We start from the raw sequence: 11,750 nt of genomic DNA on the forward strand, positions 1-11,750 counted from the left end.
ACAAGCTGCCTTTCATTGGCAGCTTGCTCATATTTCTCATCATTCTGATGCATTTTTTCTACTTTCTGTCATTTGCTTCCATACAGAGCCTTTCGCTTCTTCTCCGTGCTCAATGCGCTCAATCGCCATTTTCACTTGAAGGCTGACTTCAAATTCAGGGTCTTGCTCAGCTTCTTTTAATGCGTCAAGTGCTGTTTCGTCACCTTCTTCATAGAGGAACATAGCTGCTCGCCAGCGGACAAGTTTACTCGGATCCTTTAATGCTTCGATCATTGCTTCCATAGCGCTAGGATCACCAAGGTCTGAAATACAGTCTCCAGCGGTTCTGCGGACCGTCACAGTTTTGTCTTTAAGTCCCTTATATAATATAGGCAGTATAGCAGGATCTTCAATCATTCCAGCATTCACAACGGCTTGTCTGCGAATGGATGTTTTTGGGTCCTCCATCGCTTTCATTAAAACAGGTATATCCTTTTGCTCTGGCTGCATTTGCTCTAAATGGGCAAAACGCTTTTTCCAATCTTCCTCGCGCAGCATGTCTTCTGTTACATCATATGCTTTTCGGTTCACCTGTCTATCTACGGCTTCTTGCCCTTCTTTGACCGCCTCTGTTAAGCGGGCTAAACGCTCGTCATCATAGGCTGCTTGCAGCTCTTCTGTGACTTCCTGGCCGATATCAGCAAAGTCACCAAAACGAACGCCATGTTCTTTCCACACACGTTCAAATACGACATTGTCTGAACTGCTTCTGAGCTTTAAAATGGCTGCTTGGAAGCGTTCAGGCATTCCGAACCGCTCTTCTCTTTCGCCGTCAGTTAATTTGACTTGCATCGGAATCCCATTAAACATTTGGACAAACACTTTGACTTCGCCAAATGTGTCACCGCCTGACTGCGGTCCTTCCTGAAGGCCTTCTGTTTCTTGACCAAAGGCTTCTCTCACCTGTTGTAAAATGCCCTGCCAGTCAAACTTTGCATTACGCTCGACCGCTAAGAAATCTGCGACATGATAAACACCTTTTACACCTTCAATGTTCAAAATGCGCTTGATCATTTCTGGCGCTTCGTCTTTTTGATCCTTTTTGTAGTTGTTGCTTTTACCGCCGGCAAGTGCTTCTGTCAAAATGACCTTCATGGTATTTGGACTTGGCGTCGGTTCTATCGCTGTTATTTTCATCTATACATCCTCCTTACACACATAAAGACCCTACTCATCTGTAAGGCCGCATTCTTCTTTCCACGTCTTGATAAATAAGCTCATCAATTCATGCCGCTCCTCAGCAAGCTGCTTTCCTGCAGAGGTGTTCATCAAGTCTTTTAATTTGAGCAATTTTTCTTCCATATGCTTTAGCACGGAGCCCTGCTGCGTGTTATTTGTATAGTGGGGCTCCCCTCTTGCGCCTGCATAAGTAAACACTCTTGCAATACCGCTTGCTCCTATCGCATCGAGTCTATCTGCGTCTTGAACAATGGCCCCTTCTAACGTCATAGGCCTATTCTGCTTATGTCGATGACGAAAAGACATCGTGGTAATGATATCCATGATATAACGAATATCCCGCGTATTAACTTCCCAAGAAAGGAGCTGAAGCTCAAGTTGTTGCGGTGAAAGCTTCCATTCACTCGACAGCTTTTCATCAATGACATCATGAACAATCGCTGCCATTTCGATCATAAAAAGAGAGCCGCCTTCCTGATTAGCAATCTGGCGGGCAAGCTGGCGCACACGATCAATATGAGCCGCATCGTGTCCAGTCGGTTCATATTTCAGCTGATCTGAAACAAAGGAGGCAGCTGCCTCCAATTGTTTTTTCTGCATGACTGTGAGCACCTTATTTGTCCAAAAGAGCGATGATGGAGCTTTCTAATTCTTTTGGTGATGTTTTCGGAGAGAACCGCTCAGTGACTTCTCCGTTTTGATCCACGATAAATTTTGTGAAATTCCATTTCACTGTTTTCGTTCCAAGTACACCTTTTGCATGACTTGTTAAATGTTTGAAAAGCGGATGCGCATTGTCACCATTGACATCTACTTTCGCAAACATAGGGAAGGTTACGCCATAATTCAAAGAACAGAATTCCTGAATCGCTTCTTCCCCTTCTGGCTCCTGGTTCATAAATTGGTTGCACGGAAATCCTAAAATTTCAAGGCCCTTTTCATGATATTGATCATATAGCTCTTGCAATTGTTTGAATTGAGGAGTCAGTCCACATTTGCTTGCTGTGTTGACAATAATGAGTACTTTTCCTTTGTAATCTGCCATTGATTTTTCCTGACCGTTAATGGTCTTGACCTGAATATCATAAATTGACATCTCATAGCCTCCTAGGATTCACTTTTTCCTATCGTAACATGCTTCTTTTATAAAATCGCTTTTTATGCCTCCTGTTAAAAGAGCCCTGTCACACTGCCGTCTTCTAATAAATCCATCTCGAGCGCCGCAGGTTTTTTAGGTAATCCAGGCATTGTCAGAATGCTTCCGGTTAAAGCAACAATAAATCCTGCTCCTACAGATGGTTTTAACTCACGAATCGTAATGGTAAAGCCCTTAGGTCTCCCAATTAAAGCTGGATCATCCGAAAGTGAATATTGCGTTTTTGCCATACAAACCGGTAAATGACCCCAGTCGTTTTTCTCGATGGCTGCCAGCTGCTTTCTTGCTTTTGAAGTGAGTGTGACCCCGTCTGCTCCATAAACCACTTGGGCAACTTTAGATAACTTTTCTTCAATAGAATCATTTTCTTCATACAAATAGGAAAAGTGGTTCTTCTTCTTTTCAATAAGTGTCGCGAGTTCCTCGGCAAGTGCTGTCCCGCCTTCGCCTCCTTCTTCCCATACATTCACAGCTTTGACTGGATGGCCATGTGCGTGGCACCAATCTTCTATCGATTGAATCTCTTCTTTTGTATCAGTGATAAACCTGTTTACTGCGACGATGTATGGAAGACCGAATGCTTGCACAGTTTCAATATGCTTTTCTAAATTATGTATACCTTCTAATACGGCATGTGCATTCTCTTCTTTGAGTTCAGTTTTCTTCATTCCGCCATGCATCTTTAATGCTCTGACAGTCGCCACAATGACCACTGCACCAGGCTTGAAATCACCAGCTCTTGTTTTAATGTGCAGGAACTTTTCTGCTCCAAGATCTGCTCCGAATCCAGCTTCTGTTACCACATAATCGGCTAATTTCGCAGCCATTTTGGTTGCAATCAAACTATTACATCCATGCGCAATATTGGCAAAAGGACCACCATGTACTAGGGCCGGAGTTCCTTCAATCGTTTGAACAAGATTCGGTTTGAGCGCGTCTTTTAAAAGTAACGTAAGAACACCTTCATATCCAAGTGCTCCAACTGTGACTGGCTCGCCATCTTGATTATAGGCAACAACAATAGAAGAAAGACGTTTTTTTAAATCGGTTAAGTCTTCTGCTAAACAAAGGATGGCCATCATTTCGGAGGCAACTGTGATGTCAAATCCGTCTTCTCTAGGATACCCATTTAACTGACCGCCAAGTCCGACAACGACCTGTCTTAATGCACGATCGTTTAAATCAAGCACTCGCTTCCATACAATGCGGCGCGAGTCGATGCCGAGTTCATTTCCGTGATGGATATGGTTATCAATGAACGCAGATAAGGCATTATGCGCAGAAGTAATGGCATGAAAATCTCCTGTAAAATGAAGATTGATTTCTTCCATTGGCAGCACTTGTGAATATCCTCCACCCGCTGCACCGCCTTTTATGCCCATTGTAGGACCTAATGAAGGCTCGCGCATCGCAATGATTGCTTTTTTCCCAATTTTTTCGAAGGCTTGACCGAGGCCGACTGTTACGGTAGACTTCCCCTCACCTGCTGGCGTTGGATTGATCGATGTGACAAGAATCACATGTCCTTCTTTTTGTTCTTTTAAACGGTCAAAAATAGTCAAAGATATTTTCGCTTTTGTGAAACCATAGCATTCTAATTCTTCGTCATGTATTTGCAGCTTTGCTGCGATGTCTTGAATAGGTCTCAGCTTTGCCTTTTGGGCGATGTCAATATCTGATAAATGCTTTGTGATCATAAATAAACGGCCTCCTTTTTTTCCAGAAACAGCTTTGTTTTTGCTCTGTTTTTCATTGTAACATAATTGAAACATTGAAATATCGCCAGAAAGTTCCTATAATGAAGTGAAATTAGCTTTGGTTCAGGGGGTGGCGAGTTGCCTATTAACATACCAGTTCATCTGCCGGCAAAACAAATACTAGAGAGCGAAAACATTTTCGTCATGGATGAGACAAGGGCATTCAAGCAAGATATCCGTCCTTTGAATATCGTGATCTTAAATTTAATGCCAAAAAAAATACAAACTGAAACGCAGCTGCTAAGAATGCTCGGAAATTCTCCTTTGCAAGTGTACTTTACGTTTTTGATTCCAAGTACGCATACACCGAAGAATACGTCGAGAGAGCATCTAGATGAATTTTATACGACCTTTGAATCGATTCGCCATAAGAAATTTGATGGAATGATCATCACCGGCGCACCAATTGAGCATTTAGCTTTTGAAGAAGTGTCCTATTGGAAAGAGCTTCAGGACATCTTGGACTGGAGTAAAACCAATGTGACGTCTACCCTTCATATTTGCTGGGGTGCACAGGCAGGCCTATATCACCATTATGGGATTGAAAAAATCAAGCTTCCCGAGAAAAAGTTTGGCGTATTTGAGCATCTTGTGAAAGAGAAAAAAGAAAGATTAGTCAGAGGTTTCGATGAAGTATACTATGTCCCACATTCGAGGCATACAGATATTAATACAGAACAATTAAAAAACACGCCGAATTTGAAAGTATTGAGTATCTCTGAAGAAGCGGGTGTTTGTTTAATTGTTTCAGATGATGATAAACAAGTATTTTTAACTGGACATCCTGAATATGATACGGACACATTGAAGCAGGAATATGAAAGAGATTTGTTGAAGCATGATACAGTCCAAAAACCTGTCCACTATTTTATAGAAGATGGTGACACATTAGTCCCAGTGAATCGCTGGAAAGCCCATGCCACTTTACTGTTTATGAATTGGCTCAATTATTATGTTTATCAAGAAACACCATACGTTTGGGAATAAAATAGACTGTGGTCTGATGATAAATGATCAAAATGTGTTAAAATACAAATGGCTCTGTCTTCCATTATCAATTTAGTCTCGTTGTTTTTTAAAATTAGTTTAATTCTTTCGTAACGAATGATATGCTCTGGCTGTTTATATGTTATCTTTATGTATATGTAGACCTATGAGATTAATAGTTTTCGTACGAAGTTTTGTTGTTGTTGATTACATTTGAGGTGAATATTCTTGAATACCAATAAAAAAATATTAATCTTGACCGCAAATTATGGAAATGGACATATGCAGGTGGCTAAAACACTGTATGATGAATGCAAATCCCAAGGGTTTGAACATGTTGTAGTTTCTAATTTGTATCAAGAATCAAATCCCATTGTGTCAGAAGTGACTCAATATTTATACTTGAAGAGCTTTTCCATTGGGAAACAATTTTATCGCTTGTTTTATTACGGTGTAGATAAAATTTACAATAAACGCAAATTTAACATTTATTTAAAAATGGGAAATAAGCGTCTTGATGAACTCATTCAATTACACAATCCGGATATCATTATTATTACATTCCCGATGATTGTTGTTCCAGAATACCGGAACAAAACAGGCAAAGTCATCCCGACATTTAATGTCATGACAGATTTCTGTCTTCATAAGATTTGGGTACATGAAAACATCGACCGATACTATGTTGCAACCGATTATGTGAAACAAAAATTAGTGGAAATCGGCACACATCCAAGCGATGTCAAAGTGACAGGCATTCCTATTAGACCACAATTTGAAGCAGACGTGCCAAAATCGAAGATTTATAAAAAATATGGATTATCATCAAACAAAAAAGTTCTTCTGATTATGGCCGGTGCTCATGGTGTACTGAAAAATGTCAAGGAATTATGTGAAGCGCTGCTTCTAGACAGTGAAGTACAAATTGTTGTTGTATGCGGAAAGAACGAAGCGCTGAAACAATCACTGAGCGATCTTGAACAAGCACATCCAGATCAATTGAAGGCGCTTGGATATGTGGAACAAATTGATGAATTGTTCAGAATAACAGATTGTATGATCACAAAACCAGGCGGCATTACTTTAACAGAAGCAACAGCAATCGGTGTTCCGGTCATTCTTTACAAGCCTGTCCCTGGACAAGAAAAGGAAAATGCACATTTCTTTGAAGATTATGGTGCGGCCATCGTCATCAACAGACATGAAGACATTTTAGAATCTGTGACCAACTTGCTGCAAGATGAAGAAAAGTTAGAAGTCATGAAACAAAACATTAAAAAACTGCACTTAAAGCATTCTTCTCAAACCATTTTGGAAGATATCGTTGAGCAATCAGATCTCATCACGAATAACAAAACGTATGCTCGTGCATTATCATAAAAAGGTGTCCGTCATTGACGGACACCTTTTTCTTTATCCTTGATTTCCATTTGTTGTGTACACTTCTTCAAACGGCTGCACGACAACAAAACCGCTTCCGCTAAATTTCATTTGAATAGACTCTCCGCTTCCTCTGCCAATAAAGGTTTTGAATGAAACATCTGTCACAAATTCAGTTTTTAAATCCCCTGACCATGCAACTGTCGCGTTCGGATCTGTATATACAGAGTCACCCGGCTGAACAATCAATGTGAGCGGCTCATAATGACTCGTAATCGCAACAAGGCCTGGTCCTTCTAATTTGACATTAAATAAACCGCCTGCAAGCATGCCCGACACTTTTTTCATCAATTTGATATCCCAGCGCACTGACGGTTCAAATGCGAGCAGATCATTCCCATTCACAAAAATGGAATCCCCTTGAGCCAAACGAAGAATTGAGATTTTTTTGCCTTGATCTGCCACATATAATTTCCCATCACCTGTTGCCTTCATGAGTGAAGTGCCTTCTCCCGACAGCATTTTTTTGAACATCTTTGAGACGCCATGTTCAAAAACGCCCTCGCGTTCAAACTTGATTTTGCCTCGGTACGAAACCATGGAACCTGTTTTTGCCCAAATGGTATCAGTCAAATTAATTTCTAAAAGTCTTGATGTTTCAAGTTCGAAGACCCCTTCTCCTTTATCTTCCTGCTGCGTATTCTGAACAAATTCTTCAAGTGTATAACGATTCATGATAGCACCTCTTCCTGTATTTTTTTTATATACGGACAAGGTGTGCATAAAGTTTCAGAAAATGGGGACGTTTTAGCTATTATTGTTATTCGCCAAAAAAAATCAAATATTCTGCTCAAAATTTGGCTCTTCCGCTTGACGCTTTACTTTTGATGGTGTATAGTGGAACCATCATTTAACAACTGCAAAGTCGTTAGGTGATGAAAATTTTTTTTAGTATGCCAAAAGGTATGCTACAGTACTAGGAGGAAAAAGCAATATGCAAAACGGTAAAGTAAAATGGTTCAATAATGAAAAAGGTTTCGGCTTCATTGAAGTTGAAGGCGGAGACGATGTATTCGTTCACTTCACAGCTATCGAAGGTGACGGCTACAAGTCTTTAGAAGAAGGACAAGAAGTTTCTTTTGAAATCGTTGAAGGTAATCGTGGACCTCAAGCTGCAAACGTAACAAAAATCTAATCAACTAAATCAATGATGTAAAGACAAAATAAAGAGAGGCCTATGCCTCTCTTATTTGATTTTCAGCTGAATTTCAATCGCTAAAATATTTTGCTTCAGTCGTTGTTCAATTTCAGAGATATCTTTTTCGAGAAAAGGTCTTCCCTTCTTTGCTACATCTACTAGTTGCTCTAGATCGCTGTACACCTCTTGAAATGTTCGATGTAATACCGTTTCGAACTCCTGATTATTCATACCGGCCTTCCCCTTTTCCTCTAATATCCGTCACTTAGTCGAAAAGTAACTCAACCAAAACTTTCTATAGTTATATCGGCTCATTTTTCAGAATATGTTCTTTTTTTACACATTCTATTCGTTTTTTTTCATGAACGGATGTTTGAGCAGGGAAAACCGGTGCGTCCGCTTACTTTTTGAGCAGCGTCTGTCCATATTCTTTTATTTTCTCTCCAACGGTGCATTGCTGTATACAAAAGGAATGGGCATATTTTTTGCCAAATTCTTTCCGAAAATGCTTCTTAATCAAACAATCTGAACAATACGTGTCTTGAAGATCGGTCAATTCTTGTACTGCTGTTTTTTTATCCACATTATTCAGCTCCGTCTGCTTCTAATTTCAATGTACTTTCGATTGGGACGTCTGCAAGAATCTGTCTTGCAAGCTGATCCGCTTCTGCATTTTGTTTCCGATCGATGACTTCATAGGTTGGCGTCAGCTTCAGCTCTTTTAAAGCCGCTTCAATTCGGTCAAGCCATTTGTTATGTACATCATCATAACAAGGCCATTCTCCTTTTAACTGATTCATGACAACAAGTGAATCTCCTCTAATCGTGACAGAATTTCTGCTTGCCCCTAGGTCTTTTAAAGCTTTTACTGCCTCAAATAAAGCCGCATACTCTGCTTCATTATTGGTGCTCCCTTGGAAAGGCTGATTTTTTCTCAATCGATAAGCGTCTTTTCCCAGCTTATAGTAGACGACAACTCCAAGACCAGAGTCGCCAGTTTCTTTATGAAAACTTGCATCAAAATAGACTTGAAGCTGATCAGGTTCAAGCTTTAGTTCTTCATTTAGCTTTTCAAGCTCTTTTATGGACCACATGGCCCCTTTTTCATCTTCAAATGACAGGAGTGACTGTGGTTCTTTTTTGTCGATATATTTTGCTAACCTCAAGGCCTCATTTAGCTCCATCCAATCTTCTTGGAAAAAAGCAATGGACCCAATTGATTTCACTTTCATTGTGTAGTGTGCTCTTAATTTCATTGATCACATCGCCTTCCCGTGCTTTTAAGGTAAACATACGTTATGCTATAATCAAAAAGTTACATTTTACAATGAGAAAGGAAGTTCATGTCACTTGTTTAATGAAGGTATTTGGATCTTATTTGCGATCATTAATTTTATCATTGTTCTTCTATTTTATAAAGGATTTGGCAAGATGGGCCTTTTTGTCTGGATTGGCTTTGCGACAGTTGCCGCAAATTTACAAGTTGTCAAAACCGTTGAATTATTTGGCTTAACGGCAACACTTGGAAATATTTTATATGGCAGTGTGTTCTTTGCAACGGACGTATTAAATGAAAAATATGGACAAAATGAAGCGAGAAAAGCTGTCTGGATTGGCTTTGCCACCCTTTTAACACTAACTGTTGTCATGCAGGAGGCTTTGCTTTTCCATCCCGCTCCATCTGATATCTCACAATCATCGCTGGAAACGATATTTGGCTTTATGCCAAGGGTTGCACTTGGCAGTCTTGCTGCTTATATCATCAGTCAAATGCTAGATGTTTATGTATATTCGTTTATTCGCCGGATATTTCCTTCCGATGGTGCGCTCTGGGTGCGCAACGCCGGAAGTACGATGATTAGCCAGCTTCTTGATACACTGATTTTCACCACCATTGCCTTTCTTGGCACGTATCCATTTCATGTATGGATTGAAATCTTCATCACGACATATGTCATTAAATTTATCGTAGCTGCGATTGCGACACCTTACGCGTATGCAGCGAAAAAAATGGTTCCGCTTGATGAAAGGGTGAAATAATGTGCCAGCTGAAATATACATTGATGGTGCAAGTGCAGGTAATCCAGGTCCCTCTGGCATCGGCATTTTCATTAAATATGATGGAAAGGCTGAATCCTTCTCCATTCCTCTTAGATCAATGAGCAATCACGAAGCAGAATTTTCCGCTCTGATCGAGGGAATGAAAATATGCGCGGAAAAAGGATTGCGTACCGTTTCATTTCGAACAGATTCACAAGTAGTTGACCGCGCAGCCAATGCAGGATTTGCTAAAAATCCAGCCTTTCAGCATTTTATCAAAGAGATGATCGAACTTCAAAGCCAGTTTGATTTATTTTTCATTAAATGGATTCCGAGTAAGGAAAATCAAATAGCGGATCAGCTCGCTAGAAAAGCGATTCACCTTTCTAAAGGATGAATCGCTTTTTTTCGGTTATGCTAATGTGTGTGAGGTGATACTGATTGGATAAAGAAAATAAAGGTCGTGTCACAAATGGGACAACCCCACAAGGTGATGCGCAAACAAAAGATAAACAGCCACTTTCTCAGCTGGAAAATAGAGCGAAGAAAAGCAATACAAAAAGATGAACCTGAGAGATCGGCTTTAGCTGATCTCTATTGTACTTAAACGATTCATCATCGGTTCGATTCCTTTGATTTGATGGTACCTCAGCATAGCAGCAGCACGTTCTTGATTGATGTTCATTTTCGTCTCATCAATTGGACAGCTGAGCGGGACATCACATTTGATCTCTGCCAATAGACGAGAAAGCTTCAGATCTTCTAATCCTGCTTGCATTTTCTTTTGCTGTGCAGCCGTTAGTTCATGGACATTTTCTAACAAACCGTCAATCGTTTCATATGTTTGGATAAATTTTAATGCGGTTTTTTCTCCGATTCCTTTGACACCTGGATAATTATCACTTGCATCACCCATGAGCGCTTTCATATCGATCAGCGCCTTTGGAGAGATTCCCATTTCCTCTTCGAATAAGACTTTTGTATAATGCTTATAATTGCCAATTCCTTTTTGCATCAAGGCAACAGTGACTTTTTCATTCAAAATTTGCAGCAAATCTTTGTCTCCAGTTAGGACAGTCACCCGTGCTTCTTTTTGGTAGAGCGCAGCAAGAGTACCGATACAATCATCTGCTTCAAAGCCCTTTAAACCAATGTTTACAATTCCCAGTTCTTCTGTAGCTTCTTTTGCTAAATCGAATTGCGGAATGAGCTCGACAGGCGCCTCTCCCCGATTTGCTTTATAATCTTGAAACAATTCGTTTCGGTATGTTTGGCTTCCCATATCCCAGCAGCAAACAATATGCGTTGGCTCAAATGTCTGTACAGCCGTTAATAAGTGCTTCAAATAGCCATTGACTCCATTTGTCGGCACACCGTGATCATTTATCATAAAATTGCGATGTACAGCCGTTGCATAAAACGATCTGAACAAAAGCGCCATTCCATCTACAAGCAGTACGTGTTTATTCATTCTTATAAACTCCCTTTTTCAAAACAATACTCCTATTCTATCACAGAACACAAAACTCGACATAAAAAAGGCGCCTTCTTCTTTTAGAAAAGAAGAGGCACCCTGTTTACTTTTGACCGTATTGCATTTTTTTCGACTCTGCTTCTGCATAGGACGGCATGTCTTTTTGTTTAGGGTCACGCTCATCCTGCTGCTTTGTCTGTTGCTTTTTTTTCATGATCATTCCCCTTTCTCGGTACATTCATTAAGATGACCAAAAAAGAGAAAGTTACTCTTTACTTCTGTTTCCGCTTGACATACTCCCTGACCATATCATTCGTCACATGCTTACGCAGCGGAACAATACCGCCTCGTGCAAGCTCATTCATCTTCGACGTAATGGCATTGATGTCATCTGTTGTAAATGGCTCGTTTTGCTCACATTTGAATACAGCAGTCTCTATTGCTTGTTCTCTTTTCTGTTCAAGCTCAAGAAAGGACTGAATATGAGCATGCTGCTTTTGTGAGTGTGCGGAAATCTCTTCGTGTACGCTCGTCATTTTC

General features: G+C 40.3%; 16 protein-coding genes. 6 read left to right on the forward strand and 10 right to left on the reverse strand.

Features of this window, described 5'->3' with window-relative positions; genetic code table 11:
- Positions 1–39: 39 nt before the first annotated feature.
- The 4 genes from C6Y06_RS17790 to C6Y06_RS17805 all read right to left on the reverse strand — a co-directional run bounded on the left by C6Y06_RS17790 (position 40) and on the right by C6Y06_RS17805 (position 4,071).
- Positions 40–1,176, reverse strand: coding sequence for a conserved virulence factor C family protein (locus C6Y06_RS17790; protein WP_034660989.1), 1,137 nt, complete (start codon positions 1,174–1,176; stop codon positions 40–42).
- A 30-nt stretch (positions 1,177–1,206) separates the two neighbouring features.
- Entirely contained in the window at positions 1,207–1,818 is a 612-nt protein-coding gene (locus C6Y06_RS17795; RefSeq protein ID WP_066030751.1) for an HD domain-containing protein, read from the reverse strand.
- 13 nt (positions 1,819–1,831) lie between these two features.
- Positions 1,832–2,314 carry a glutathione peroxidase gene (locus C6Y06_RS17800; protein WP_003216059.1) on the reverse strand — a complete coding sequence of 161 codons (483 nt, stop codon included), beginning with the start codon at positions 2,312–2,314 and terminating at the stop codon, positions 1,832–1,834.
- 74 nt (positions 2,315–2,388) lie between these two features.
- Positions 2,389–4,071 (reverse strand): formate--tetrahydrofolate ligase, encoded by a 1,683-nt coding sequence (locus tag C6Y06_RS17805; protein ID WP_034660993.1) that lies wholly within the window; start codon positions 4,069–4,071, stop codon positions 2,389–2,391.
- A gap of 138 nt (positions 4,072–4,209) precedes the next feature.
- On the opposite strand from C6Y06_RS17805, the gene metA reads away from it, so the two are divergent.
- Together metA and C6Y06_RS17815 are read left to right on the forward strand one after the other, a co-directional pair.
- Complete coding sequence (gene metA / locus C6Y06_RS17810; RefSeq protein ID WP_034660994.1) at positions 4,210–5,118, forward strand: homoserine O-acetyltransferase MetA; 909 nt, start codon at positions 4,210–4,212, stop codon at positions 5,116–5,118.
- A 228-nt stretch (positions 5,119–5,346) separates the two neighbouring features.
- Entirely contained in the window at positions 5,347–6,498 is a 1,152-nt protein-coding gene (locus C6Y06_RS17815) for a diglucosyl diacylglycerol synthase (protein ID WP_106037324.1), read from the forward strand.
- Between the two features lie 33 nt (positions 6,499–6,531).
- Here C6Y06_RS17815 and C6Y06_RS17820 read toward each other — a convergent pair whose 3' ends face one another.
- Positions 6,532–7,233, reverse strand: a complete 702-nt coding sequence (locus tag C6Y06_RS17820) for an AIM24 family protein (protein ID WP_034660996.1) — start codon at positions 7,231–7,233, stop codon at positions 6,532–6,534.
- Positions 7,234–7,492: 259 nt separating this feature from the next.
- On the opposite strand from C6Y06_RS17820, the gene cspD reads away from it, so the two are divergent.
- On the forward strand, positions 7,493–7,693 hold the full coding sequence (cspD, locus tag C6Y06_RS17825; RefSeq protein WP_003215784.1) for a cold-shock protein CspD: 201 nt from the start codon (positions 7,493–7,495) through the stop codon (positions 7,691–7,693).
- 51 nt (positions 7,694–7,744) lie between these two features.
- Here the strand turns inward: cspD and C6Y06_RS17830 are convergent, their stop codons facing one another.
- The 3 genes from C6Y06_RS17830 to C6Y06_RS17840 all read right to left on the reverse strand — a co-directional run bounded on the left by C6Y06_RS17830 (position 7,745) and on the right by C6Y06_RS17840 (position 8,952).
- Positions 7,745–7,927, reverse strand: a complete 183-nt coding sequence (locus tag C6Y06_RS17830; protein WP_034660997.1) for a hypothetical protein — start codon at positions 7,925–7,927, stop codon at positions 7,745–7,747.
- Positions 7,928–8,096: 169 nt separating this feature from the next.
- Positions 8,097–8,279 (reverse strand): zinc-finger domain-containing protein, encoded by a 183-nt coding sequence (locus C6Y06_RS17835; protein ID WP_003215998.1) that lies wholly within the window; start codon positions 8,277–8,279, stop codon positions 8,097–8,099.
- Between the two features lies 1 nt (position 8,280).
- Positions 8,281–8,952 (reverse strand): ribonuclease H family protein, encoded by a 672-nt coding sequence (locus C6Y06_RS17840; RefSeq protein ID WP_034660998.1) that lies wholly within the window; start codon positions 8,950–8,952, stop codon positions 8,281–8,283.
- Positions 8,953–9,046: 94 nt separating this feature from the next.
- Here C6Y06_RS17840 and C6Y06_RS17845 point away from each other — a divergent pair, with 94 nt between their 5' ends.
- The 3 genes from C6Y06_RS17845 to C6Y06_RS17855 are packed head-to-tail and all read left to right on the forward strand — an operon-like array spanning position 9,047 to position 10,303.
- Positions 9,047–9,736 carry a queuosine precursor transporter gene (locus tag C6Y06_RS17845; RefSeq protein ID WP_003215661.1) on the forward strand — a complete coding sequence of 230 codons (690 nt, stop codon included), beginning with the start codon at positions 9,047–9,049 and terminating at the stop codon, positions 9,734–9,736.
- 1 nt (position 9,737) lies between these two features.
- Positions 9,738–10,133 (forward strand): reverse transcriptase-like protein, encoded by a 396-nt coding sequence (locus tag C6Y06_RS17850; RefSeq protein ID WP_034660999.1) that lies wholly within the window; start codon positions 9,738–9,740, stop codon positions 10,131–10,133.
- 44 nt (positions 10,134–10,177) lie between these two features.
- Complete coding sequence (locus C6Y06_RS17855; protein WP_003215584.1) at positions 10,178–10,303, forward strand: hypothetical protein; 126 nt, start codon at positions 10,178–10,180, stop codon at positions 10,301–10,303.
- A gap of 16 nt (positions 10,304–10,319) precedes the next feature.
- Here C6Y06_RS17855 and C6Y06_RS17860 read toward each other — a convergent pair whose 3' ends face one another.
- Together C6Y06_RS17860 and C6Y06_RS17865 are read right to left on the reverse strand one after the other, a co-directional pair.
- Complete coding sequence (locus C6Y06_RS17860; RefSeq protein ID WP_034661001.1) at positions 10,320–11,207, reverse strand: 5'-3' exonuclease; 888 nt, start codon at positions 11,205–11,207, stop codon at positions 10,320–10,322.
- A gap of 275 nt (positions 11,208–11,482) precedes the next feature.
- Positions 11,483–11,746 carry a YpbS family protein gene (locus C6Y06_RS17865; RefSeq protein WP_034661003.1) on the reverse strand — a complete coding sequence of 88 codons (264 nt, stop codon included), beginning with the start codon at positions 11,744–11,746 and terminating at the stop codon, positions 11,483–11,485.
- Positions 11,747–11,750 lie beyond the last annotated feature (4 nt).

Origin of the sequence: Bacillus sp. MZGC1 (assembly GCF_002998605.1) — a bacterium.
Taxonomy (GTDB): Bacteria; Bacillota; Bacilli; order Bacillales; family Bacillaceae; genus Bacillus.